This window comes from Hyphomicrobium sp. DY-1 (genome assembly GCF_047497105.1).
Lineage (GTDB): Bacteria > Pseudomonadota > Alphaproteobacteria > Rhizobiales > Hyphomicrobiaceae > Hyphomicrobium_B.
Map to the genome: position 1 here is coordinate 1,193,046 of NZ_CP134870.1, position 25,605 is coordinate 1,218,650.

Consider the following 25,605-nt stretch of genomic DNA (forward strand, 5'->3'; position numbering starts at 1 on the left):
TGCAGCTTGACCGTCAATTGCATTGTCTGTTCAGTTTGCCGGCTCGGTCGCCATTGGCCTTGCGCGCAATACGTCAACTTCAGGGCGGCTGGGGTCAAATCCCGGTACGGATACCGGGGTATCGTGACTGCGATTCAATTCGATGCCGCCATCGCAGAGAACAGACGCCATGACCGAAGAGTCGCACGTTCGCGCCAATCGCTGGAAGCGGTTTTCCGACTGGGACGAGCGGCCGCTGCGTCTCGACAAGTTCGCTATCGAGGACGCATCGAGCGGCTTTGCCGCTTTCAAGAGCCCCGACGATCCCAAGCCAGGCATTGCGATGGGGAAAGGCGTCGTCGAGTCCATGGATGGCGTTGCCGTCCGCGACTTCGATATGATCGACATCTTCATATCGAAATATCATCTCGATCCCGAAATTGCGCCGGAAGCGATGGCGATGCCTTCGATCGAGGTGGCACGGATGCTGGTCGATATGAACGTGCCGCGCAGCACGCTCGTCAGGCTGGCGCACGGCATGACGCCCGCTAAGCTTGCCGAAGTCGTTGCGCATCTGTCGTCGCTAGAGATCGCGTTCGCCTACGGCAAGATGCGGGCGCGGCAGACGCCCGGAAACCAAGCGCACGTCACCAACGCCAAAGACGACCCGCTACAGATGGCCGCCGACGCGGCGACGGCCGTCGCCTTCGGGTTCGACGAGATCGAAACGACGATGCGGGTGGCGCGGAACTCGTGGTCCAACGCCGTCGCCTGTGCGGTGGGGGCGTCGGTCGGGCGTTGGGGCACGCTGTTTCAGTGTTCGAGCGAGGAAGCCGAAGAGCTGAAGATCGGCATGGCGGGCTTCACCTCGTATGCGGAAACGCTGTCGGTTTACGGCACTGAAAAGAGCTTCATCGACGGCGACGATACGCCCTGGTCGAAGGCGTTTCTGGCTGCGGCTTACGCGTCGCGCGGTATCAAGATGCGATGCACGTCGGGCGCCGGGTCCGAGTTGTTGATGGGATTTCACGAGCGCAAGTCGCTGCTTTATCTCGAAGCCCGCTGTCTCTGCCTCCAGCGCGCCATGGGCGTGCAAGGCACGCAGAACGGTGGCGTTGATGGCGCGCCGGTGACCTGCACGGTTCCCGGCGGCATGCGCGAGCTGATGGCCGAGAACCTGATTGCCGTCTGGCTCGACCTCGAATGCGCGTCGGGCAACGATGCACGGGCGACTGAATCCGAAATTCGTGTGGGCGCGAAAATCCTGCCGTATCTGATCGCCGGATCGGACCTCATCTGCTCGGGCTTCGGCTCGATCCTGAAGTACGACAACTCGTTCAACCCGTCGCTGCTCAACGGCGAAGAGCTGGAGGATTATCTGGTTCTGCAGCGGGACTTCGAGGCCGACGGCGGGCTGACGCCGGTCGGCGAAGCGCAGATCATGGATCTTCGCGCCCGGGCGGTTGATGCCATCAGCGCCGTTCTCGAAGAGCTGGGGCTCGCCAAGCCGACCTCCGACATGAAGCAGAGCGTTATTGCTGCATCCGGCTCGGACGAGACGCGGACGTTCTCGGGCCGGGAAGTTGGGCAGATCAGCGAGACAATCTTCGCGCGGTCGATCACGGTCATTGATGTCATCAAGGCGCTGGCGGCCCGCGGGTTCCGCGATGAAGCGGAAAACCTGTTAAAGCTGGTGCGCCTGCGGGTCTCGGGTGACTACCTGCAGACCTCGGCTGTCGTCCGCGACGGCAAGATCGTCAGCGCCGTCAATGATCCGAACGAGTACCAGGGGCCAGGCACGGGCTACCGCGTCAGCGAGGCCCGGCGTGAGGAACTGGTCGCCATCCGCGATGTGCTGACCCGGCAGGAAGTGCTCCGCGGCGAAGCGCAATATCGTCCGGCTGAAGTGACCCGCATCGCCTATCGTCCGGTCGGACCGGCAGCGGTGACCGGCAATCCACGCGAGGTCGTCATCGGCATCAGCCCGGCATTCGGGGTCAAGCTGTTCCAGACGGTCGCGGGCCATCCGCTGTCGGCCATTTTGCGGGTGTTGATCGGCGGAATCACGGAAGGCGGCTGCACGGCAAGGGTCGTGCGGATGCTGCATACCGCTGACACATCGTTTCTCGGCCTCAGCGCGGCTCGGCTGGCGGGGTCCGGCGTCGGGATCGGGATCCAGGCGAAGGGCACGGCCGTCATTCACCAGAAGGACCGGCTGCCGCATAATAACCTTGAACTGTTCTCGAACTCGCCGATTACCAAGCTCGACCATTACGAGCGGATGGGCCTCAACGCGGCCGCCTATGCGCGCGGCGAAATGCCGGAGCCCGTGATCGTGCCGACGCGCGGGGAGGCCATGGGCTCTCGCTACCACGCCCGCGTTTCGATGATTTACGCCATCGAAACCGAGATGACATCCGAAGGCGCCGAGCCCGAAGAGATCGACATCAAATTCCTCGGAGCGGCAGCATGAGCGACAAACCTCTTTCCGTTGCCGATTATCCGCTGGCCGAGCGACGCCCGGACATCGTCGAAACGAAAACCGGCAGAACGCTCGATGATATCAGCCTTGACGCAGTCTTGACTGACAAGGTCGGGCTTGAAGATCTACGGATCACGGGCCGGGCGCTGCGGCAGCAGGCTGAGGTCGCGAAAGCCGCCGGGCGGCCGACACTGGCGGCCAACTTCGAGCGTGGCGCCGAGCTTGTGGACGTGCCTCAGGACGTGATCATGCGGACTTACGAACTGCTGCGCCCCGGACGAGCGGGGTCGAAGGACGAACTGCTGGCGGCCGCCAAGGAGCTGCGGGAGGTCTACGGCGCCAACGGCGTCGCGGCCTTCATCGAGGAAGCCGCAGACGTTTATGAGCGCCGCTCTCTCTACAAGAAGCGATATTGAAAGGTCACGCATGAGCTGGAAGACAGCCTACCGGTCCATTTATTACGACGGCGCGCCGGAGCCAGCCGATCCCGACCTTTCCAAAGCCCACACCGCCCTCCTCATCATCGACGTCCAGAACACATACCTCGAACGGCCGGACCGGGCGTCGCTTTCGGCCGAAGACCAACGCCGGTACGACGCCTGGACGCCTTTCCACGACCGCATGCATCAAACCGTGCTGCCGCGAACCAAGGATTTGCTCGCGACCTTTCGCAAAAACGGCATCGAATGCCTGTTCGCCCGCATCGCCTGCCACACCAAAGACGGGCGGGACCGGTCGCTATCGCAGAAGATGCCGGGCTGGAACAACCTGCTACTGCCGAAGGACGAGCTGCCGTCGCAGATCGTGCCGGACCTTGCCCCCGTCGGCGATGAAATCGTCGTGACGAAGACAACGGATAGCGCACTGACGGGAACGAACCTGCGCCTTATCCTTACCAACCTCGGGATCAAGACCGTCGTATGCTGCGGGATCTTTACCGACCAATGTGTCTCATCGACGGTGAGGAGCTTGGCGGATGAAAGTTTCGCTGTCGTCGTCGTCGAGGACTGCTGCGCGGCTGGCTCGGACGAGCTTCACCATAAGGAACTCGAGATCATAAATATGATCTACTGCCACGTCATGTCGAGCACGGAACTCAAACAGATCATGGGCCTGGACTGAAGTAGGTCAAGTTTTGACAGCGCAATGTCAAACCTTGCACTGCGCCGCACATATACGCTCGTCGACTATGTGCGCACTGCCTGGAATACCTGATGCATGGCGATCCGCCGTGAATCACCGCCGGATAGTACGTGTACGATTTAATATCGCGCCGAACAGATCCTGGATGTTCGGCTGACCACAACCCAGGGGGAGTAGCCAACGTGACATCACCAAACACCAGTACTCTCGAAGCCACAGAGAGCTTCGATGTAAGTAAGGATGGGTCGGTCGACAAGTTGCACGCCAAGGCCATCGGCTTGATTGGCGTGTTATTCTTGACGGTGACCGGCGCTGCACCCGAATCCGCCATGCTCGGCAACGTGCCGTTCGCAGCGGGCTTCGGCAACGGCATCTACGTTCCGGCGGCGTTCTTGCTCGCCACGATCGTGCTCACCATCTTCTCGGTCGGATACGCCGCGATGGCCAGCAAGGTTTCGTCGGTTGGCGGCTTTTATTCCTTCATCAGCATGGGCCTGGGGCGCGACGTCGGCATGGCGGCAGGCATTGCCTCGTTGGCGTCATACAGCGTTTTCGAAGCCTCCCTTACCGGCTTGTTCGCCTTCTTCGGCAACTCGTGGCTTCAAACGCATTTCGGCATCAACGTGCCGTGGCTCTATCTCGCGCTTTTCGTCGTCGTTTTGACCTCGATCCTCTCCTATCAGGACGTGCAGCTGTCGGTGAAGGTCTTGGGAGCGGCCCTGGTGTTTGAAGTCATCATGCTGACGATCTTCGACGTCGGCGTGTTCGTCGCAAAAGGCCCCGGCGCGTTTAATCTTGAATCACTCAACCTTCTCCACGTCATGACCCCGGTAGCAGCACAGAAAGTCGGCACGGTCGATATCGCGTCCGGCGCGGCGGCGGTCGGCGTATTCATGGCGTTCTGGTCGTGGGTCGGCTTCGAGATGGCGCCGAACTACGCGGAAGAATCGGTCAATCCAAAGCATATCATCCCGCGGTCGCTGTACTATTCCGTTATCGGTCTCGGCATTTTCTACATCATCACGAGCTGGTGCGCGATCGCGGCCTATCCGACCGAGGGCGACATGCTGGCGAAAGCGGTTGGCGACTCGGGCAACTTCTTCCTGTCGCCGCTGACGGAGTTTGTCGGACAGTGGGCCAACGAAGCGATGGCTCTTCTGATCCTGACCAGCTCTTTCGCTTGCAGCATGGCGTTCCACAACACGGCCTCTCGCTACATGTATTCACTCGGCCGTGAGGGCGTGCTGCCGGGCGTTCTCGGCAAGACGCATCCGACGCACAAGAGCCCGCACGTGGCATCCGTCGTCCAGACGCTGCTTGCCGCCCTGTGGATCATCTTGTTCGCTTACTTCACGGGAACCAATGACCCGAACGCCCAGGCCTATCTCGGCGTCTACACGATGCTCGCCGTTCTCGGCACGATGCTCTTGCTCATCCTGCAGGCTGTCGTTTCGATTGCGATCATCGTGTACTTCCGGGCCAACCATCCAGGTGAAGTCAATGTCTTCGCCGGCCTGATTGCACCCGCCATCGCGTTCCTTTCGCAGGTCTACCTTGTGTACCTGCTGGTCGTGAACCTCGAGACCTTCGGCGGGACGGGCGGCTTCGGCAGCCGCATTCCGCTGATCGCCTTCATCATTCTTGGCGTCGGTCTGGTCTGGGGTCTGGCGCTACGGGTGATCTCGCCTGCCGCCCACGCCCGCATCGGCCGCATGGTTCTGAACGATTAGCCTATACGCTCATATAAAACAAAACCCAGAAGGCGGACGCTGAAACCGGCGCCCGCCTTTTCATCACATAACCGCACGAAAAAGGGGAGCAAGCCCAATGCTCACATCTATCGCAGGCAAATCCGTCATCGTGACCGGTGCCAGCAAAGGAATCGGCAAAGGCATCGCTAGCGTGTTCGCGAAGAACGGCGGCAAAGTCTTGGTTGTGTCCCGCCATCTCGACGAGGCGGAGGCGACCGCCGAGGAATTCCGCCAGGCCGGCGGGACGGCCAAAGGCTTCGCGGCCGACATCACCAGCATGGGCGACATGCAGATGCTCGCTGAAGCGGCTGCCAGCGCTCACGGCGGCATCGACATTCTTTGCGCTAATGCCGGCATCTTCCCGCAGACAAAGATCGAGGACCTGTCGCCGGAAGACTGGGATTTCGTTTCCTCGACGAACCTCAAGGGCACGTTCCTGCCCATCAAGGCGTGCCTGCCGTACCTCAAGAAATCGGACCAGGGGCGGATCGTTATCACGTCGTCGATCACCGGGCCGATCACCGGCTTTCCGGGCTGGGCGCACTACGGTGCAACGAAAGCCGGTCAGCTCGGCTTCATGCGCACGGCCTGCCTCGAGTTCGCGAAATACGGCATCACCGTCAACGCGGTTCTACCGGGCAACATCAAGACGGAAGGCCTGGCTGCACTCGGACCCGACTATGAGAAGTCGATGGCAGCGTCGATCCCGCTCAACAAGCTCGGCACGGTGGAAGACATCGGCTATGCGGCATTGTTCCTCGCCTCGAAGGAGGCCGCTTACATCACCGGACAGACGATCATCGTCGATGGCGGCCAAATCCTGCCCGAGAGCATGGACGCGCTAGCGCAAGCCTAAGATGATGCAGGCATAGATCATGCGCCGCGAGCGCCACGTCGTCGAAGGTCACCCGTGGTTACGGAGAACCTCGGCACGCAGCGCTCGCGGCGACAGCCCCGTCCAGCGGCGGACCGCACGGCTGAAAGCGGAAAGCTCGGAATATCCCACCAGAAAAGCGATTTCTGAAAACGACAGCTGGCGCTGGCGCACATAAGACAGCGCTAGATCGCGGCGCGTGTTCTCGACCAGCGTGCTGTAGCTCAAACCGTCGTAATGAAGTTCGCGTTGGATGGTCGAGAGCGGCAATCGCAACTCGGCAGCGACGCCTTCAATCGGCGGAAACCCTTCAGGCAGCTTGGCGCGGACGGCGCTGCGAACGCGATCGGTCACGCTGAAGCGGACGTCCTGACGTTCAGAAAGCCGTTCGAGACAAAGCTTCATCGCCGACATCAGCCGCGGATCGGCGGCCGGCATGATATGCCTTAGGATCTGCGGGCGGAAGACGATGGCGTTTGTCGGCTGGGCGAAGAAAGCAGGCGCCGCGAAAGCGCGTTCGTGCTCGCGCCATTGTTCGGGCTTGGGATGCTCGAAATGAACCTCTTCTGGCGCCCAGCTCTGGCCCATCGCCTCGCGAATGAAATTCAGGAACATACCGAGCGACAGCTCGGCGTCCTGGCGGCGCTCGACAATTTGAGGAGCATCCACCCGGTATTCCAGCCGCATCAGGCCTTCAGGCGACATCTTGAGCGCCATCGAGGACGACTGCTGGTGCAGCGGAAAGAGACCGACGAGAGTTTCGAGCGCCGCGCCTACCGTCGGCGCCGACAACGAGGCGTAGCCCCAGAGACCGAGATCGCGCGGATCAAAAGCGTGGCCGAACCACAGTCCGAAGTTATCGTTGCGCGTGATACGCGCACTTTCCTCAAACAGGCGGCAATAGGAACTGAGGCTGAGCTGAAGCGTCGGCGATCCGGCCATTTCCGGCGAGATGCCGGCATTGCCGAAAATGCGATCGACGTCGCCGCGCTGGCGTTCGATGAACTTGACGATGCCGGTTGCGGCGGACGCAAGAACCGAGGGATCGGCACCTCTGCCAATCGCGCTGCCGGCGTCCGACGCCATTATATCGCCAATACCGGTTCCCATCGGTTCCTGATGAGAAGATGCCTATCTCGAAGAGAAAAAGGCTATCAGATGCCACCGCGTGGTCAACCGGCGCGCACGCTGAATTATTCGGCATTCAATACTAGCAACTGCACAATTGCGCTGCAGCAATCAGCCGAACAGGCGACCAAGAACGCCTTTTTTGGGGACTGGCGCCGCAACCGTGCTGACGTTGGGCCGGCCGTACGCTGAGAGATATTTTTCGCAAAGCGGTATCGACTCGCGCGTGTAGTCGACTCCCATAGACTGCGCCAACTCTGTCTCCGAGTGCGAACCGATCCAGGCGACGAGCAGCAGGCGGCGCAACATTACGAACGTCGCGATTTCGTTCTCTTCCTCAGCGCTCAAGGTCCCGATACGGCGGTATCCCCGCACCCAGGCTTGCAGAAGCTCGGGAACTTCCGGCGTATGTTCGAAGAAAGAGACCGTGGTCGCGCAATCGTAAAGCAGCCAAGAAAAGCCGCAGTCGTCGAAATCGATCACCTTGACGGTGCTGCCGTCCATCAGGAGGTTGGCCAAGCGCATGTCGCCGTGGACCAAGTTGAAGCGGTCTGGCGACTTGCCGAATGCTTCAAGGCGCTGCTCGATCAGGGCGACCGTTTCGGTGAAGGCTTCCATCGCCTCCGCCGTCATGCCCATGCCGTTTTTCCAATAGCCCCAATGCGGGCGGCTGCCGAGACTGGTCTCGAAATCCCAAGAATGTCGTTCGAACCAGACAGGGCGGCGCCATTTGCGGACGTGGGCGTGCATGCGCGCGGCCGTCTCGCCCAAAAGCTCAAATCCCGCGACGTCCGTGCGTTCGGGCTCGGCACCATTTTCCCAATCGAAGAGCACCACATTGCGCGGATTGGGCAGGCCCTCGCCTGCGACGGTCTGGATGTATTCACCGTCAAGGCCGCGGACAGGCACCGGCGTCGCAACGCCGCCGGTTTCGCGCAGCGATGCAAGCCAGGCCAGTTCCGACGCAATCGCCGTGCGCGAATGATATCCCTCGCGGTGGACGCGCAGCGCCCACTTGCGGCCGGTGCTGTCTTCGACCTTGTACGTCGCGTTTTCGGATACGTTGATGAGTTTGACGGGGACGCCGGCGGGCAGGCCGAACCGCTTTACCGAACGTTCTGCCACGTGTTGGAGGCGTTGCAGCAGGTCTTCGTGGGTTAGTTCGTCGGAACCCTTCATTGTGGTTCGAAATCCCGTGTGTTCCCGTGCGATCCGACTCGTCGACCACACCAATTTCCGTTGAGACCACACTATGAAGCGACGGCAAAGAGGACTTGACCTCTTCGCCGCCGCAGTTGACAGGGCAGCGCATCGTGCTGCCGCGCAATATTTACGGTATCAGAGCTTCACCATCACGTGACGCGGCACGGTGTAATCCTCAAGCGCGTACATCGAGAGATCTTTGCCGTAGCCCGACATCTTGAGGCCGCCGTGAGGCATCTCGCTGCAAAGCATGAAGTGGGTGTTGACCCAGGTGCAGCCGTATTGAAGGCGGGAGGCGACCTTCATGCCCTTGCCGATATCCGACGTCCAGACCGACGATGCGAGGCCGTAGTCGCTGTCGTTCGCCCAGGCGATGGCTTCGTCGGCGTCGTCGAACGGCGTGACTGAAACAACCGGGCCGAAGACTTCCTTGCGCACGATTTCGTCTTCCTGCTGCGCACCGGCAATAAGCGTCGGCTCGAAGAAGAAGCCTTTGCCCGTTGGCGCCTTGCCGCCAGCCGCAACGCTGACATGGTTCAACTGCGACGCACGCTCGACGAAGCCCTGCACGCGGCCTTTCTGAGCCGATGAGATCAGCGGGCCGAGATCGTTGTCGTCGTCATTCGGCTGATTGAACTTCAGGCTGCTAACGGCGCTGGCGAGGTCGGCGACGAGATTGTCGTAGACCTTCTTACCGGCGTAGATGCGGCAAGCAGCGGTGCAATCCTGACCGGCATTGTAAAAGCCGAAGATCTTCACGCCTTCGACAACGGAAGCAATGTCGGCATCGTCGAACACGATGACCGGTGCCTTGCCGCCGAGTTCGAGATGTGTGCGCTTGATGTTTGAGACTGCGGCCTGAAGCACTTTCTGGCCGGTCCCGATGCTGCCGGTCAGCGAAACCATCGCAACCTTCGGATGGTTGATGAGCGCCGAACCGGTGGTTGCGCCCTTGCCGACAACGATATTGACGACGCCTTCGGGGAAGATGTCGGCGATGAGCTTGCCGAGTTTCAGCAGCGTCAGCGGTGTCTGCTCGGAGGGCTTCAGCACGATGGTATTGCCGCCTGCGAGCGCCGGGCCGAGCTTCCAAGCCGCCATCATCAGCGGGTAGTTCCACGGCGCGATCGAACCGACGACGCCGACCGGATCGCGACGGATCATCGAGGTGTGACCGGCGAGGTATTCGCCCGCAACAGGGCCGTGCATATTGCGGACGGCGGCGGCGAAATAGCGGAAGCAATCTACGATCGCGGGCATTTCATCCTGCAGGACGCGGATGCGCGGCTTGCCGGTATTCAGCGCTTCGAGCGCTGCGAAGGCTTCCGATTCCTTTTCGACCGCATCGGCGAGCTTCAAGAGCAGGGTCGAGCGTTCGGCGGGCGTCGTCTGCGACCAGGTCTTGAAGGCCTTTTCGGCAGCGCTGACGGCCGCATCCACTTGCGCGACGGACGCGTCTGGAAGATTGGTGATGACCTCTTCCGTCTTCGGGTTGACGATCGGTTCCGGAGCGTCAGTGCCGGCGACGAAGTCCGAACCGATCAGCATATTGGTTTCGAGCATGGTTTCCTCCAATGGTCGCTCGGGCGCCTCGTTACTTCGAGGAGCCGCCAGTGTGTTCGCCTTCCCGCGTCAGGTAGTAGGCCGCGAGAATGGGCAATAGCGTTACGAGAAAGACGAAGACGGCGACGACGTTCGTCACCGGCCGTTGCCGCGGACGGATCAGTTCGGACAGCATCCAGATTGGCAATGTCGTCTGTTGTCCGGCCGTGAACGTGGTGACGATGACCTCGTCGAACGATAGCGCGAATGCGAGCATGCCGCCTGCGAGCAGGGCGGTGCCGATTTGCGGCAGGATGACATAGCGGAACGTCTGGAAGCCGTCGGCGCCGAGGTCCATCGATGCCTCGACAAGATTGCCGGACAGTCGCCGGAAGCGTGCAACGGCATTGTTATAGACGACGACGATGCAGAACGTGGCGTGGCCGAGCATAATTGTCCAGACCGAGAACGGTATGCTCATGATGTCGAAGGCCGAGCGCAGCGCGATACCGGTGATGATGCCGGGCAGCGCAATCGGCAAAACGAACAGCAGCGAGATCGTTTCGCGGCCAAAGAACTTCGCGCGAGAGAGCGCTGCCGCAGCGAGCGTGCCGAAGATCAGCGCGAGAATGGTCGCAATCGCTGCGACTTGCAGCGACAGGTAAAGCGGCGGCCAGATATCGGGCCGCGAATTCCAGGCGACGCCGAACCATTTGGTCGTCAGCCCCGGCGGCGGAAATTCGAAACTCTTTTCCTCGGTCGTGAAGGCGTAGAGGAAAATGAAGAAGAGCGGCAGATGCAGGAACAGCAATCCGGCAGTCGCGGAGATGCGCAAACCAACCGGCGATTTCGTCTTGCCGTTAGAGGACATCGAAGGCCCCCATGCGCTTTGCCATCCAGAGATAGAAGGCCATGATCACCATCGGCACGACGGTGAAGGCCGCTGCCAGCGGGATATTTCCGGCCGTGCCTTGAAGTGTATAGACCGCCTGGCCGATCATCAGGCGCGAATTGCCGACGATCTGCGGAATGATGTAGTCGCCGAGCGTCAGCGAAAACGTGAAGATCGAGCCTGCGACGATGCCCGGCAGCGCCAGCGGAAAGATCACCGTGCGAAAGGTCTGTCCGGGCTCGGCACCCAAATCGGCCGATGCTTCGATGAAATTCGTCGGAACGCGTTCGAGCGCAGCTTGGGTCGGCAGGATCATGTACGGCAGCCAGATGTAGACGAACACCAGAAACGTGCCGAGATAACTAAACGATAGCGACGGGCCGCCAATGACAGGCAACGCCAAAATGCCATCGAGCAGCCAATTGAGATGCAAAATCCCGGCAAACCAGGTGATGACACCCTCCTTCGCCAGAATGAGCTTCCAGGCGTAGACCTTGACCAGATAGCTCGACCACAGCGGCATCATCACCGCCAGATAGAAGAGCGCCTTCATCCAACCGCGCGCGTAACGGGCAGCGTAATAGGCGATCGGAAAAGCGATAAACGCACTCGCGATCGTGACCAGAGCCGCCATTGTCACGGTGCGCAAGATGATTTGGACGTTGGAACCATCGAAAAGCTGCTCGTAGGTCGAGAGCGTAAACTCGTGGATCACGAGACCGGAGAAGTCGTCGAGCGAATAGAAGCTCTGCAGAAGAAGCGCAAATAGCGAGCCGACGTAGACGATGCCGATCCAGAGCAACGGCGGCGCCAGCAGCAGGAACGTCAACAGTTGCGGGCGGGCGAAGAAGACGTCCGATATAGCGCCTGCGATCCCGCGCGGTCTTTCTGCCGCAATCGTCACGCGCCATCTCCCATCGCGACCATTGCGGATTTCGGCCACACGAGCATGACGCGCTCGTCTTTATGGAGCGATGTGCCTGCCGGGATCGTGGCGATCAGCGGTAGTTTCTCGGTGACGACAGTGACGCGGGTCACTGCACCTTGATAGCTGACGGCACTGACCGTGCCCCTAGCGGAGGCATAGTCGGCAGCGACGGTGGCGCTTTCCGGTACGACGTCGATCCGTTCGGGACGGAGGCTCGTCCAGGACGCCGTGCCGCCATGAGCGATCGCGAATTCTGGCGGCAGCACGTTCGAAGATCCAACGAAATCGGCGACGAAACGGGTTGTCGGACGCTCATAGACGTCGGACGGCGTTCCAACCTGAACAATCTTGCCTTCGTTGAAGATCGCGACGCGGTTCGCCATAGAAAGAGCCTCGCCCTGGTCGTGCGTGACAAAGACGAACGTGATGCCGAGGCTCGTCTGCAGGGATTTCAACTCTTCCTGCATCTGCTCGCGCAGTTTCAGGTCGAGCGCGCCGAGCGGTTCGTCGAGCAGCAGGACCTTCGGGCCGTTCACGAGGGCGCGGGCCAGAGCGACGCGCTGACGCTGACCACCGGAAAGCTGTGCCGTGCGGCGCGTCTCGTAGCCTGCGAGCTTGACGAGGGCGAGCGCATCCTTGGCTTTCGCCTCGCGCTCGGCTTTCGCAACGCCCTTGATCATCAGGCCATAGGCGACGTTCTCGCCGACGGTCATGTGCGGGAAAAGTGCGTAGTCCTGAAAGACGGTGTTGACATTGCGCCGATAGGGGGGAACACCCTCAGCGGTTTCGCCGAAAATTTCGATGTGGCCGTCGTCAGGCTGCTCAAATCCGGCGATCAGCCGGAGGCACGTCGTCTTGCCGGAGCCCGATGGGCCCAGGAGCGCGAAGAATTCGCCCGGCTCAATGTCGAGCGAGACGTCGTCAACGGCCCGCACGGAGCCAAAGCGACGCGATACGTTTTGGAAGCGGACTGCTGGAGACATGAAACTCTTTTGGACCTTGCGGCCGGCTGACGAGCAGCCGACCGCAGGCCACGTGACCTTTACTTGCCAAGGATCGCGATGAAATCTTTCGCCCACTGAGAATAGGGGACGCAAGAGCTTTCCTTTTCACACTTGGCCGTCGGAGTACGCCAGAACCAGATTTTCTCAAAGTTCTCAGACCCGTTCGTTTCGCAACCCTTGTCTCCCAAAAGTGCATTGCCTTTGCAGGCAGCAGGAACCGTCGGGACCGATCCGAACCAAGAGGCGAGATCGCCTTGCAGCTTGGGGTTCAGCGAGTGTTCCATCCACTTGTAGGCGCAGTTCGGGTGAGCCGCGTTCACGTGCATCATCGTGGTATCGGCCCAACCCGTTGCGCCCTCGTCCGGGATCGTCGAGGCGATCGGCTTTTTGTCAGCCTGGAGAAGGTTGACCTGATACGGCCACGACGACGAGGCAACGACGCCTTCGTTCTTGAAGTCATCGACCTGGACGGTGGCATCGTGCCAATAGCGGCCGATCAAGGCGCGCTGCGACTGCAACAGCGCAATGGCTGCGGCGTACTGCTCCTTATTCAGCTCGTATGGGTTCTTGATGCCAAGCTCGGGCTTCTTCTTGCTGAGGAAGAGCGCAGCATCGGCGATATAGATCGGGCCGTCATAGGCCTGAACGCGGCCTTTGTTGCTCTTGCCATCCGGCAGCGTCTGCTCTTCGAACACGACCGACCAGCTCTTCGGCGGCTCCTTAAAGACTGTCGTGTTGTAGGCGAGGACGTTCGGGCCCCATTGGTACGGGACGCCGTAATGGACGCCGTCGACGGTGTGCCATGGCGCATTCTGAAGGCGCGGATCGATGGTCTTCCAGCTCGGGATCAGGTCGATGTTGATCGGCTGGACTTTCTTGCCCGCGACGAGGCGAAGTGAAGCGTCGCCCGATGCCGTGACGAGATCGAAGCCGCCCTGGTTCATCAGGGTGACCATTTCATCGGACGTCGCTGCGGTCTTCACGTTGACCTTGCAGCCCGTTTCCTTTTCGAAGCCCGTGACCCAATCGTAGTTCTTATCGGACTCACCACGCTCGATGTAGCCGGGCCAAGCGACGATATCGACCTCGCCCTCGCCCGGTCCGATGGACTTCAAAGGCTCGCCCCAAGCGGAGAAGCTGCCCAACAAAAGAATCGCTGACGATGCTACTAGTGTCTTCCGGGTGGGCGTCATGTGTGCTTACTCCTCCGATTGCACGCCGCGACGAAGCGGCGGGCACCAAGAGCCGCCCAAACCTCTTCGCCGGGTTATACCGGAAGGGATGTTAGTTCAGGATTTTCGGACACGCCAGAGAGGCCTGAAGCGACTCGTTTGCTGAGCAGATGCGAAAATGTCCTGTGGTCGCAATTGGTTGTCACGTAGAATGCGCCAATGCGCTCTTAACGGAACATGCTTCCTGCCGGATTGGCCAAACGATGAAAGACCGGCGAGCTTCAGCGCCTCTCCGAAAATACGACACGGTGCGAAATGACAGTCATTAAGATCCGGATCGACTTCGACGACGACCGCTACATCGGTCATGGGCGGATTCAGCTCTTGGAGCTGATCGGCCAGCACGGCTCCATCGCCAAGGCGGCAAAGGCCATGGACATGTCATACAAGCGCGCCTGGTATTTGATGGACGCGTTCAATTCGATGTTTGCCGACCCGCTGATCGAGCGTCAGCATGGCGGCAAGGGCGGCGGGGCCGCGAAGCTCACCCCGTTCGGCGCCGAGCTGGTCCGGCAATACCGGGAAATGGAAGCCAGAGCGTTGACCGTCTTTGCGAAACCGCTCTCGGCGATGGAGAAACATCTGGCGGAAGTCGAAAAGCCAGCAGCCAAGCCGCCGAAAAAAGGATCGCAGCCAGCGCGGACGTGATCGCGAGCTAACGGCTCAATACCTCGGCAGGCGTGCCTACGGCGACTACTCGGCCATCTGCGATCTTAATGACGCGCGACGCCAGTCGGCGCACCTCGTCGGTGTTATGCGTCACAAAAACGATCGGCACCTTAAATTCATCGCGGACGCGCTCGATCAGGGTCATGATTTCCATGCGTCGCGCGTCGTCGAGGCCCGACAAGGGTTCGTCCATCAGCAGAATGCGCGGCGAGGACAAAAGCGCCCGCGCCATAGCCACACGATGCTTCTCGCCGCCCGAAAGCGTTGCAGGTCGGCGCTTCAAAAGGTGGCCGATACCAAGCACGGCGATAATCGCGTCTTCGGGCAAAGCGTTGCCTTCGCTCCGCCTGAAACATTGCCCGAACTTGATGTTCTGCCGGACGGTGAGATGCGGGAAAAGCTGGGCGTCCTGAAAGACCAGCCCGACGCGGCGGCGATGGCTCGGCACGAAGATGCCGGCTTCGATATCGGTCAGCACGTGACCAGAAACAACGATGCGGCCTTTGGCAGGCCGGTGAACGCCAGCGATCATATTCAAGACCGACGTCTTGCCCGAGCCGGACGGCCCAAAGAGCGCCGTCAGCGGACAGTTGCTCTCGAAGGCGATGTCGAGGGTAAAACCGTTTCGCTTTTGAAATGCCCAGACGCTGAGTGCCGGCTCCATGCTCGTCATTCGAATACGGCAATCCGCTTCTGGATGCGGCGGTTCAGCATTTCGGACACGATCAACGCGACCATCGCGATGAAAATCGAGACCGCCGCCAGCCGGAGAGCCTGATAGTCGCCGCCCGGCACCTGCGTATAGGTGTAAATGGCCGAGGGTATCGTTTGTGTTTCGCCTGGGATGTTGGAAACGAAGGTGATCGTCGCACCGAATTCGCCGAGCGCCTTCGCGAAACAGAGAATGGCGCCGACCAGGATTCCGGGCAGCGCCAACGGCAGCGTCACAAGTGTGAAGGTCCACCAGGCATTGGCGCCGAGCGTGGACGCCGCTGTTTCGAGGCGGCGGTCGATGGCTTCAAAAGACAGCCTTATCGCGCGCAGCATCAGCGGAAAGCCCATGACGCCACATGCGAGCGCGGCGCCGGTCCACCGGAAAGAAAAAGTGATGCCGAAGAGGTCATAGAGCTCCCTGCCCACCGGCCCCTGGCGGCCGAACGTCAGCAGCAGAAAATAGCCGGTAACGACGGGCGGCAGGACGAGCGGCAAGTGGAGGAACCCGTCAAGAATGACCTTCCCTGGAAACCGCCACCTCGCGAGAACGTAGGCCAGAAAAAGCGCGATCGGCAGTCCGACAAGCGTGCCGACCGTTGCGACGCGCAGGCTAAGCAGAATGGCCGTCCATTCGTCGGGGGAAAATCCTAGCACCCTGCCTGCCTTTCGTTCGCAATTCCGCAGATCGTTTCGCTATTTGGTGAGAACGGTGAAGCCTTGCTTCGTGAAGAAGGCGTGTGCTTCTGGCGTCTTCAGATAGTTGACGAACGCCGTATCGGCGTCGGCATTCTTCGATGCGGCGATGATCGCAATGGGATAGATGATCGGCGGATGCGTGTCGGCGGGGAACGCGTCGACGATCTTAACCTTGGGCTCCGCAGCAGCGTCCGTTTCGTAGACGATACCGAGTGGTGCTTCGCCCTGCGCAACGAGCGCCAAGGCGGCGCGGACATTATCGGCTTGCGCGACTTTGGGTTCGACATCCTTCCAGACGCCCAGCTTTTCAAGTGCGGCATGGCCATACTTGCCGGCCGGCACCGATTTGACGTTCGCCATCGCGATGTGATTGTCGCCCAGGGTCGCGGCGAGCGGGAAATCCTTCGCGATCTTCAATGAGACCGTGCTGTCTTTCGGAGCAATCAGGACAAGGCGGTTGCCAAGCAGGTTGAAGCGCGTGTCGGTCTTGATCAGATCTTTTTTCTGGACGTAATCCATCCAGTCGAGATCGGCCGAAATGAAGATGTCGGCAGGTGCCCCCTGCTCGATCTGCTTAGCGAGCGCGGATGAACCCGCGTAAGAGATGACGATCTTGTTGCCGGTGCTCTTCTCATAGGCCTTGACGGCGTCGTTGAGCGCGTTCCTCAGACTGGCTGCGGCGAAGATAGTGATGGTTGACGTATCGGTCTTTTGCGCCTGGGCGTCGGCCCAAAGGGTTGAAACCAACATGAGGCCGGCAAGGGCCATACGCAGAGATAGACGTGACAGGATCGACGCCGCGAGCATTTCCAGACCCACCCTGATGATCAATTGCGATATAGTCGCAAGGATATCTAGGACGTGAGCGTTTGCAACGGGTCGTTTGGAAGCATAATCCAGACTTAGTTCAAACTTCGACGCCTAAAGGCCGTCGCCGGGATACGCGACACATGAGGTTCAATCGACCTTCGGTGCGCCATTAACCGCGCGGCTTTGGCTTTTTGGCGCTACCCGCTTCGCGCGCGATCAACATGCTTTTACGCTCCACGCCCCAGCGGTAACCAGCCAGGCTGCCGTCGGCACGAACGACGCGGTGGCAGGGAACGGCGATCGCCAACGGGTTGGTTGCGCAGGCCCTCGCGACGGCCCGGACAGCTTTGGGACGGCCGACCCGGTCAGCAATTTCCGTGTACGTGGCAGTTGCGCCGAGGGGTATGTCCCGGAGCGCCTTCCAGACGCGCTGCTGAAATGCCGTGCCGCGAATATCGAGCGGCAGGTCAACCGGCTGTTGCGGATGCTCGACCAGACCGACGACATCCGAGACGATTTTTTCGAACTGGCGATCTCCGGCAACGCGTTCGGCGTGGGGAAAAATAGTTTCAAGGTCTGCGATCAGTTGCTCGCGATCGTCGCCGATCAGAATGGCGGCTATTCCCTTGGCGCTTGCGGCGACCAGAATATCTCCCAGAGAGCTGCGTCCATAGGCAAACGTCAGCACCTCGTTTTTGCCGCCGCGACGGTACGTTTTCGGTGACATGCCAAGCGACTCGGAAGCGTTCGCATAAAAACGAGCGCTCGAATTGAAGCCAGCATTGTAAATTGCTTCTGTCACGGACGTGCTCCTCTGCAATTCCTTGCGAACAGCTTTGCGGCGATGCGCGATAGCATACTCTTTCGGTGTCACGCCGACGATCTCCTTGAAGATCCGATGGAAGTGAAACCGGCTGAGACCGCTTACCTTCGCCAGTTCGTCGAGGTTCGGAACATCGCTGCCGTCCTCCAGCGCACGGCATGCAGCAGCGATGATTTCGGCACGACGCGCAACCAGCGATATCTCATCGGGACGACAACGCTTGCAGGGGCGAAAGCCTGCGGCTTCGGCGGCCGCCGGCGTTGCATGAAACGCCACGTTCTCGCGCTTAGCGCGACGCGATGGGCATGACGGCCGGCAATAGACGCCCGTCGACTTGACGGAAAAGAAAAACGCTCCGTCGGCGGATCTATCACGGGCAATGATGGCGGCCCAGCGCTCTGCATTCGGGTCGGCCGCCTCAGCGGATTTATGTGGAGCTTTATCTTTGCGGGCCATTGCGGTTCGGGATGTCATGGTAAGCGCATCGTAGCGCGAGGCCCATTTCAATACACCCCGAACCTTGCTTTCAAATTTCAGACGATCGCCTTTACGGCGACTGCCGGTTGCGAAATGATGGTCGCGACCTGCTTTAGCGCTTCGACCAGCGACTCGCGGTCCGTTGCGACGCCGAGCGAGAGCCGCAGCGCTTCAGGTTCTTCGGCGCCCGTCGCAAAAGCGGAACTCGGGACAACAGAAATTCCTGATCGGCCTGCGTGATCGGCGAAATCCGCAGCCCGCCAATGCACCGGCATTTTCAGCCAGATGTGATGGCCGCAGCGGTCAGCTGCGATATTGGCGTCGCCGAGGACTGTTTTTGCCAAACGCTGGCGGGCGATATTTTCATCGCGAATGGCAACAGTCAGATCGTCGACGATGCCTGTCGAAATCCAACGCGACGCGACAGCGGCATTGATCGGCGGCACCATCAGGTTGACGGCGCGGATGACGCCCGCCAGCCGCATCGCCTGGGCTGCGCCGGGCGCAACGACGTAGGCGATACGCAGCGCCGGTGTTGCGCACTTGGACAAGGTCGCAATATGCCATGTCAACTCCGGCGCCAAAGCCGCGAGCGGTGCCAGCGGCTCGAACTGCAGTACCGAATAAGGATCGTCTTCAATGATCGTCACGCCGTAGCGTCGGGCGATGGCGACGATCTCGCGGCGGCGTTCTTCGGGAAGGGTTGCCGTCGTCGGGTTGTCGATGGACGGGATGACATAGAGCGCCTTCGGCGGTCGTTTCAGGCAGCAGGCCTCGAACGACTGCGGAACGATACCTTTGTCATCCATTGCCAGCGGATACAAAACAAACCCGCGCTGCTGTGCGACTGCCTTCAGCCCAGGATAGGTGACGCAGCCGGCGGCAATCGTATCGCCTGGAGCGAGCACGCATTCGCAAATGGCGAAGAGCGCGCTCTGGGCGCCACTCGCCAACACGATCGACGATGGCCGAACCTGATTGATGCGACGCCCAAGCCATGTTGCCGCCGCGGCGCGATCGGTGTCGCTGCCGGTGCTCTCCTGATAGTGCAGGTGGAGCATGCCATGTTCTTCGGAGAGGAGATTGGCGACGGTCTCCGGAATCAGGCGCTTGAGATTCGCACTTGTCGGCTGTGGGGGAATATTCATGCTGAGATCGACGGCAGGCGGTGATCCGAGACCCAACATGCGGCCATCATCAATGCGGCGGCGAATAAACGTCCCGCGTCCGGCATTGGCTTCCACAAGTCCACGCCGCCGCGCCTCGTTGAACGCACGCGTAACCGTCGTGAGGTCGACCCCCAGCACCTCGGCGATCGTCCTTTGCGGCGGCAGCCGATCGCCGGGCTGAATGTGCCCTTCCTTCAGGTCCGCCTCGATGGCTTCGACAATGCCGCGGTATTTGAGCTGGCTACCTTCAACCAGCCAAGGTTTCCAAGACATTTCCGATATCCTTGAATACAGAAGCCATACATGTTTCTATCATGCATGGCAAATACACGGAAGTGCAAATCATACAGTTTCGCCACCGTTGACTTCCGAGTCTGACGAAAGTAGCTATTTACTCGTATCTTGTCGTGTTTTGAAGCCTTTTAGACCAAATGACGCTGAGCCATACAATAGCTATAATGTCCTGCCCATAAGCCATACATTATGTGTGCACGTGGTCTGAAACTGACTAAAAAAGGATTGTTATCATGTGTGCGGAACATCAATGGCCGGAACTTCCCCCAACGAAAACGGGGCTGTGGGGCCTTTGCCCGCGCTGCGGCAAGGGCAAGATTTTCGACGGATTCCTGACGCTCAAGAAGGCCTGCCCTGTGTGCGGACTGGACCTGTCATTTGCCGATCCGGCCGATGGACCGGCGTTTTTCGTAATGTGCTTCGCCTGTATTCCGAGCGCCTTGTTCGCGGTCTGGCTGGAGGTCGCGCATTCCCCTCCGTACTGGGTGCATCTCGTCACCAGCCTGCCGTTGATCCTGCTGACGTGCATTCCGCCACTGCGGCCTCTCAAGGGATGGCTCATCGCGAGCCAGTACTTCAACAAAGCTGAGGAGGGCCGGCTAGTGTTCAGCAAGGAGCCTCCGAAGACGCCGTGAGACGCCGGTCGGTGAGGCGTGAGACATGCGATCCCGGCCGTTCAAGGGATAACGGACAGCCGCTATAGTCGGCAGATGCCCAATTCCGACGAGCTCGCTTTATCTCCGACGGTCCTGCTGACGGGTTTTGGCCCATTTCCGGGTGTCCCGGTTAATGTGTCTGGAGAAGTTGTCAGGGTTGTCGTTCGCCTTGCACGCCGGGCATTTCCGGCATTTCATTTCGTCGCCGCGGTGTTGCCGACGGAATGGCGGCGCGCGCCTCAACTCGTCGCGACGTTACAGGATCGCTTTCGTCCGAGCCTGACGCTGCATATCGGTGTGGCATCCGGTGAGCCAAGCATTCGGCTTGAGACATGCGCGGGAAATGTGTGCCGGGCGGCACCCGATGCTGCGGGGTTGCTACCGCTCGCGACCTCACTGTGTGCCGGCGGACCGTCGGAACGCCGCGCCAGCATCGATAACGTTGCGATTGCAGCCGCGTTGCGGGCACGTGGCAAAACCTGCACGATTTCCGACGACGCCGGGGGCTATCTCTGCAATGCCGTGCTCTATCAATCGCTCGCGAGCGCCGAAGCGCGCGGGTCAGGAGCGGTAGGCTTCGTCCATATTCCCGCAGATCTTGGTTCGGCCAGAGCAATCACCATGGATGAGGCCGGGGCGACAGTGCTCGGCATTATCGGAATCGCCCTCGGCGCCAAGGACGCAACAGCCGCCACACCGGCTTCGGCATAGGTCGTAAGATTCTGATTTTCTGTGAGGATTAGGCTGCGGCCCGACCAAGCGGGGAAGACGGGGGGATGTCTTGGGGCTCGGTCGGGCTCAGCAGCATCTGGTGCGCACGGGGGGAGGTGTCGACACCAGCTTGAGGAGCAACATAGCCGGGAAAACATGAACTCATCCTGAACGCAGGGTTAAATAGTCGCAACCTTTCGGCATCAGGGAAGCCCTCAATAGAATCAACGACTTTTTGAGTTGCACGGACCATGAGCGGAGACCCCGGCCCTCGAATCAGATTAGCGTTCCGGCTTCGATCGTTCAGTTCAAAGGTTTTCGCATGCCGGCCCGCGCCGCGCCGCTTTCCCTTCCGCTTGCGCCAACCACGGACAGCCAGATGGAGGCCGCTCGCGCGACCCTTGAAAATGTCTTCGGCTACAAGGGTTTCCGGTCTCACCAAAGCGACATCATCCGGACGCTCCTCAGCGGCGGCGATTGCCTGGCGCTGATGCCGACCGGAGGCGGCAAGTCGCTGTGCTATCAAATCCCTGCCCTCGTCCGACCCGGCACCGGCATTGTCGTCTCACCGCTCATCGCCTTGATGCAGGATCAGGTCGATGCCCTGCGCGATCTCGGGGTGAAGGCGGCATTCCTCAACTCGACGCAGGATCGCGCAACCCAAGACCAGATCGAGCGGCAATTCGCTGCCGGTGGGCTCGACCTGCTCTACGTCGCTCCCGAACGGCTCGTGCAGGAGCGCACGCTCAATCTGCTGGAACGCAGCGACATCGCGATTTTTGCCATCGACGAGGCACACTGCGTCTCGCAATGGGGACACGACTTCCGGCCGGAGTACCGGCAGCTCAAAATCCTGGCGCAACGTTTTCCGAACGTGCCGCGGGTGGCGCTGACGGCGACGGCGGACGAGCGCACGCGGCAGGACATCATCTCGGAGTTGTCGCTCGAAAACGCGGCAGCATTCATCGCGAGCTTCGACCGGCCGAACATTCGCTACACGATTGCCGAGCTCGGCAGCGTCAGCTCGCGCGAGCGGCTGTGGCAGTTCATCGAGAGCGAGCATCCGACGGACGCGGGCATCGTCTACTGCCTGTCGCGCAAGTCGGTGGAAGAGACGGCTGCGTGGTTGTCATCGAAGGGGCGCAAGGCGCTGGCCTATCACGCGGGCCTCGATGCACACTTGCGGGCAGCGGCGCAGTCGAAATTCCTGACGGAAGACGGGCTTATCATCGTCGCCACGATCGCGTTCGGCATGGGTATCGACAAGCCGGACGTGCGCTTTGTCGCGCATCTCAATCTGCCGAAGTCGATCGAGTCCTACTATCAGGAGACGGGCCGTGCCGGGCGCGACGGCGAAGCGGCGAATGCCTGGATGGCCTACGGCTTCCAGGATATCGTGCAGCTTCGGCAATGGATCAATCAATCTGAAGGTTCGGACGCCTTCAAGAAGGTGCAGCGGCAGAAGCTCGACGCGCTGATCGGGCTGGCGGAAATGCCGGGCTGCCGCCGTCAAGCATTGCTTGCCTATTTCGGCGAGACGCGTTCGGAGCCGTGCGGGAACTGCGATAACTGTCTCAATCCTCCCCACACCGAAGATGGCACGGTGTTGGCGCAGAAGGCGCTCTCCGCCGTCTATCGCACCGAGCAGCGTTTCGGCGTTACCTATCTCGTTGACGTTCTGACCGGCGGCGTCGATGAGCGGATCATCCGTAACGGCCATGACCGACTTTCTGTTTACGGCATCGGCAAGGACGTGCCGCAGGCAACGTGGAAAGGGCTTTACCGGCAGCTCACGGCGCTCGGCTATCTCTCGATCGACGAAGAGGGCGTCGGTTCGCTCGTGCTGACCGAACGGTCGCGGCCTTTGCTGCGCGGCGAGGAGCGTTTCCTTTTGCGCGTGACGCGGCAGAGCGCGAAATCGTCGAAGCGTTCGGCATCGGCGAGCCCCAAAGTCGCGCGCGAAAACCAGCCGCTGTTCGACGCACTGCGCGCGATGCGCCAGAAACTTGCGGCGTCTGCGAAGCTGCCGCCTTACGTGGTCGCGCAGGACAAGACGCTGATCGAGTTATCTGAGAAGCGGCCGACGACGGAAAGCGCTCTGCACGACATCATGGGCCTCGGCGCCAGCAAGATCGCGCGCTACGGCGCGGCGTTTCTTGAGGTGATCTCACAATTCAAGAAGCATCCGGCACTAAACAACCGTTTGTCGGCGACGGTGAATGTCACGCTTGCCGCGCACCTGCGCGGGCTTGATGCCGAAGCGATCGCAGCGGATCGCGGGATCGAGGTGTCGACGGTTTACGGTCATCTGGCGGAAGCCATCGAAGCCGGTCTCGTCACGGCGGACGATGCCTTGAAGCTCGAGCCGGCGGAGCGCGACGAAATCGAAGCGGCATTTGAGCGTTGTCAGACCCGTGATAGCGGCAAGCTTGGTCCCGCATTCGCGGCGCTCGACGGGCAGTACGACTATGGCATCCTGAAATGCCTGCTCGCGGATAGCATGTAAACTTCGCTGCCGTACGGCGAAGGCGCGTTAGCGGGCCGTCGCTTTCTCCGGGATCGAGGCGGACAGCTTGCCCGTCAGTTCAGCGCAAAGCGCTTCGAGTTCCGGCGTCCATGGCGCGGCGTTCGTCGCGAACAGGTTGGCTTGCGATTTCAGGATCACGCCGTCGTCCAAAATCTTGAGACCGTTGGCGCGGAGCGTTTCGCCCGTCGTCGTTATGTCGACGATCAGCTCCGCCATGCCGGATGACGGGGCTCCCTCGGTCGCGCCGGCGCTTTCGATGATGCGATAATCACCGTAACCCTTGGAGCCGAAGAAGCGGCGCGTCAGGTTGATGTATTTCGTCGCGACGCGAGGCCAGCGGCCGTGCTTGCGGCGAAACGGAATGGCGATCTCTTCGAGTTCGGCCACGGTCGAAACATCGATCCAGCACGTCGGCACTGCAACGACGACGTCAGCGAAACCGAAGCCAAGCTTGTGCAGGAAACGAATGCGCGTAGCGGCGTCGGAGATGTTCTCGCGGATCAAGTCCTCGCCGGTAATACCGAGGTGGACGCTGCCGGACTTCAAGGCTTCGGCGATTTCGCTCGACGACACATACGCGACGTCGACGCCGGGAAGGCCTTCGATCTCGCCGCGATAGCCGCGAACGTGGCCGACCTTGCGCACGACAAGACCAGCTCGCGCGAACATGTCGGTCGTCTGTTCCATCAGACGGCCCTTTGAGGGGATAGCGAGCGTCAGCTTGCTCATGCTTTGCCTCCCCGGACTGCCAGCAAGCGCTCGGAATGAACCGCCGCGCCGACGGCCGGAATGTCTTCGTTCGAGCCCGCGGCGCGCATCAAACCGTCATAACGACCACCTCCGGCGATCGGACTTTTGGCGCCAAGTTCCGCGGCGTTCACCTCGAAGACGAGGCCGGTATAATATGCGAGTGTGCGGCCGAACTCGGCCGAGAACGTCACACGGTCAAGGTCGATACCGGCATTGGCGAGCAGCGCCAGGCGGCGGTCGTAGGTTTCGAGCGCGTAGCCCGAACCGTTCGGCGCTTCCTTGATCAGCGCGGAAATCTTTTCGCCCGCGGTGATCGCCGGACCTGAGACGTTGATGTAACGCTCGATCAACTCAACGGTTCGCGTGTCGAGCGGCTTTTCCTGGCGATCCTCGGCGATGTCGATGAGGTGCGTCGTGATGTCGGTGAGCGAGCGCGTGCCGATCAGCTCGATGGCTTCTTCTTCGAGATAGACGGCGACCGCGGCTTCGCTTGCCTCCATGTCGTCACGGCGAAGAGAGGAGAGAACCTCTTCCGGGATACTCGAAGACGCCGGTCGCACGCTTGCCGCATAGCCTTTCAGGGCTTCACGGAACGAAAGCGGCCGCAGGAACGCATCGTCGAGACGCTTTTTCCAGTTCGGGGACAGGCCAGCCGCTTCGAGCACGCTCGAAAACAGGCCCAGATCGCCGAGGCGCATCGTCCAGTCCTTGAAGCCCGTCTTCTCGATGGCCTTGATGATGATCGCGACTGTCTCAGCTTCGGCCACTTCGCGCGACTTATCGCCGAAGCGCTCGATACCGGCTTGGCGGAACTCGCGCGGGTGCGCGGCGGTTGCGCCTTGCGGCTGAAAGCGGAACGCTGGGCCGTTGTAGCAATAGCGCGCGGGCGTCATCGGATCGGCATGGCGCTCCAAGTGTAGGCGGCAGGTCGGCACGGTGATGTCGGGCCGCAGACAAAGCTCGGCGCCGTCCTGATCGGTGAAGACGTACGTTCGCGCGCGCAGGCTCTCGCCGATGACGTCGAGGAAGACGTCGGCGGGCTGGATGATCGGCGGCGAGACGGCATCATAGCCGGCCTTGATGAAGACCGACATCATCGTCTGCGCCTGCGACGCCAATGCTTCGAGATTTTGGACCGGCTCGGCGGCCAT

General features: G+C 60.7%; 23 protein-coding genes. 9 read left to right on the top strand and 14 right to left on the bottom strand.

Features of this window, described 5'->3' with window-relative positions; all coding sequences use genetic code 11:
- Positions 1-169 precede the first annotated feature (169 nt).
- From RLW41_RS05690 to fabG, 5 genes are all read left to right on the top strand, one after another.
- A complete protein-coding gene (locus RLW41_RS05690; protein WP_414463866.1) occupies positions 170-2,452 on the top strand; it encodes a propanediol/glycerol family dehydratase large subunit in 2,283 nt (760 codons plus the stop codon).
- On the top strand, positions 2,449-2,877 hold the full coding sequence (locus tag RLW41_RS05695) for a diol dehydratase small subunit (RefSeq protein WP_409560966.1): 429 nt from the start codon (positions 2,449-2,451) through the stop codon (positions 2,875-2,877). Before RLW41_RS05690 ends, RLW41_RS05695 begins: the two co-directional genes overlap by 4 nt.
- A 10-nt stretch (positions 2,878-2,887) precedes the next feature.
- Positions 2,888-3,583: a cysteine hydrolase family protein gene (locus tag RLW41_RS05700; RefSeq protein ID WP_414463867.1), complete on the top strand. Its 696-nt coding sequence runs from the start codon at positions 2,888-2,890 to the stop codon at positions 3,581-3,583.
- Positions 3,584-3,786: 203 nt separating this feature from the next.
- Positions 3,787-5,334 (top strand): APC family permease, encoded by a 1,548-nt coding sequence (locus tag RLW41_RS05705; RefSeq protein ID WP_414463868.1) that lies wholly within the window; start codon positions 3,787-3,789, stop codon positions 5,332-5,334.
- A 97-nt stretch (positions 5,335-5,431) separates the two neighbouring features.
- On the top strand, positions 5,432-6,211 hold the full coding sequence (fabG, locus tag RLW41_RS05710; RefSeq protein WP_414463869.1) for a 3-oxoacyl-ACP reductase FabG: 780 nt from the start codon (positions 5,432-5,434) through the stop codon (positions 6,209-6,211).
- 48 nt (positions 6,212-6,259) lie between these two features.
- Here fabG and RLW41_RS05715 read toward each other — a convergent pair whose 3' ends face one another.
- The 7 genes from RLW41_RS05715 to RLW41_RS05745 form a co-directional block, all read right to left on the bottom strand.
- The gene (locus RLW41_RS05715; protein WP_409560970.1) at positions 6,260-7,315 is read right to left on the bottom strand and encodes an AraC family transcriptional regulator; all 1,056 of its coding nucleotides are present in this window, start codon (positions 7,313-7,315) and stop codon (positions 6,260-6,262) included.
- A gap of 153 nt (positions 7,316-7,468) precedes the next feature.
- Complete coding sequence (locus tag RLW41_RS05720) at positions 7,469-8,536, bottom strand: phosphotransferase enzyme family protein (RefSeq protein WP_414463870.1); 1,068 nt, start codon at positions 8,534-8,536, stop codon at positions 7,469-7,471.
- Between the two features lie 159 nt (positions 8,537-8,695).
- The gene (locus RLW41_RS05725; protein WP_409560972.1) at positions 8,696-10,123 is read right to left on the bottom strand and encodes a gamma-aminobutyraldehyde dehydrogenase; all 1,428 of its coding nucleotides are present in this window, start codon (positions 10,121-10,123) and stop codon (positions 8,696-8,698) included.
- Positions 10,124-10,154: 31 nt separating this feature from the next.
- The gene (locus RLW41_RS05730; protein ID WP_414463871.1) at positions 10,155-10,973 is read right to left on the bottom strand and encodes an ABC transporter permease; all 819 of its coding nucleotides are present in this window, start codon (positions 10,971-10,973) and stop codon (positions 10,155-10,157) included.
- The gene (locus tag RLW41_RS05735) at positions 10,963-11,898 is read right to left on the bottom strand and encodes an ABC transporter permease (protein ID WP_409560974.1); all 936 of its coding nucleotides are present in this window, start codon (positions 11,896-11,898) and stop codon (positions 10,963-10,965) included. The genes RLW41_RS05730 and RLW41_RS05735 overlap by 11 nt, the downstream gene beginning before the upstream one ends.
- Positions 11,895-12,905: an ABC transporter ATP-binding protein gene (locus RLW41_RS05740; RefSeq protein ID WP_414463872.1), complete on the bottom strand. Its 1,011-nt coding sequence runs from the start codon at positions 12,903-12,905 to the stop codon at positions 11,895-11,897. The genes RLW41_RS05735 and RLW41_RS05740 overlap by 4 nt, the downstream gene beginning before the upstream one ends.
- Before the next feature lie 59 nt (positions 12,906-12,964).
- Positions 12,965-14,119, bottom strand: coding sequence for an ABC transporter substrate-binding protein (locus tag RLW41_RS05745; protein ID WP_414463873.1), 1,155 nt, complete (start codon positions 14,117-14,119; stop codon positions 12,965-12,967).
- A 294-nt stretch (positions 14,120-14,413) separates the two neighbouring features.
- On the opposite strand from RLW41_RS05745, the gene RLW41_RS05750 reads away from it, so the two are divergent.
- Entirely contained in the window at positions 14,414-14,806 is a 393-nt protein-coding gene (locus RLW41_RS05750) for a winged helix-turn-helix domain-containing protein (RefSeq protein WP_013949402.1), read from the top strand.
- 7 nt (positions 14,807-14,813) lie between these two features.
- Here RLW41_RS05750 and modC read toward each other — a convergent pair whose 3' ends face one another.
- The 5 genes from modC to RLW41_RS05775 all read right to left on the bottom strand — a co-directional run bounded on the left by modC (position 14,814) and on the right by RLW41_RS05775 (position 19,789).
- On the bottom strand, positions 14,814-15,500 hold the full coding sequence (gene modC / locus RLW41_RS05755) for a molybdenum ABC transporter ATP-binding protein (RefSeq protein ID WP_414463874.1): 687 nt from the start codon (positions 15,498-15,500) through the stop codon (positions 14,814-14,816).
- Positions 15,497-16,195 carry a molybdate ABC transporter permease subunit gene (modB, locus tag RLW41_RS05760; protein WP_013949404.1) on the bottom strand — a complete coding sequence of 233 codons (699 nt, stop codon included), beginning with the start codon at positions 16,193-16,195 and terminating at the stop codon, positions 15,497-15,499. Before modB ends, modC begins: the two co-directional genes overlap by 4 nt.
- 39 nt (positions 16,196-16,234) lie before the next feature.
- Positions 16,235-17,044 carry a molybdate ABC transporter substrate-binding protein gene (gene modA / locus RLW41_RS05765; RefSeq protein ID WP_414463875.1) on the bottom strand — a complete coding sequence of 270 codons (810 nt, stop codon included), beginning with the start codon at positions 17,042-17,044 and terminating at the stop codon, positions 16,235-16,237.
- Positions 17,045-17,216: 172 nt separating this feature from the next.
- Entirely contained in the window at positions 17,217-18,344 is a 1,128-nt protein-coding gene (gene ada / locus RLW41_RS05770) for a bifunctional DNA-binding transcriptional regulator/O6-methylguanine-DNA methyltransferase Ada (RefSeq protein WP_414463876.1), read from the bottom strand.
- Positions 18,345-18,403: 59 nt separating this feature from the next.
- On the bottom strand, positions 18,404-19,789 hold the full coding sequence (locus RLW41_RS05775) for a PLP-dependent aminotransferase family protein (RefSeq protein ID WP_414463877.1): 1,386 nt from the start codon (positions 19,787-19,789) through the stop codon (positions 18,404-18,406).
- Positions 19,790-20,043: 254 nt separating this feature from the next.
- Here RLW41_RS05775 and RLW41_RS05780 point away from each other — a divergent pair, with 254 nt between their 5' ends.
- The 3 genes from RLW41_RS05780 (at position 20,044) to recQ (ending at position 23,683) form a co-directional block, all read left to right on the top strand.
- On the top strand, positions 20,044-20,445 hold the full coding sequence (locus RLW41_RS05780; protein WP_409560981.1) for a DUF983 domain-containing protein: 402 nt from the start codon (positions 20,044-20,046) through the stop codon (positions 20,443-20,445).
- Positions 20,446-20,520: 75 nt separating this feature from the next.
- Positions 20,521-21,177 (top strand): pyroglutamyl-peptidase I, encoded by a 657-nt coding sequence (locus RLW41_RS05785; protein ID WP_414464668.1) that lies wholly within the window; start codon positions 20,521-20,523, stop codon positions 21,175-21,177.
- A gap of 322 nt (positions 21,178-21,499) precedes the next feature.
- Complete coding sequence (gene recQ / locus RLW41_RS05790; protein ID WP_409560983.1) at positions 21,500-23,683, top strand: DNA helicase RecQ; 2,184 nt, start codon at positions 21,500-21,502, stop codon at positions 23,681-23,683.
- A gap of 27 nt (positions 23,684-23,710) precedes the next feature.
- On the opposite strand, the gene hisG is transcribed toward recQ, so the two are convergent.
- Entirely contained in the window at positions 23,711-24,433 is a 723-nt protein-coding gene (gene hisG, locus RLW41_RS05795) for an ATP phosphoribosyltransferase (RefSeq protein ID WP_414463878.1), read from the bottom strand.
- A complete protein-coding gene (locus RLW41_RS05800) occupies positions 24,430-25,605 on the bottom strand; it encodes an ATP phosphoribosyltransferase regulatory subunit (protein ID WP_414463879.1) in 1,176 nt (391 codons plus the stop codon). The genes hisG and RLW41_RS05800 overlap by 4 nt, the downstream gene beginning before the upstream one ends.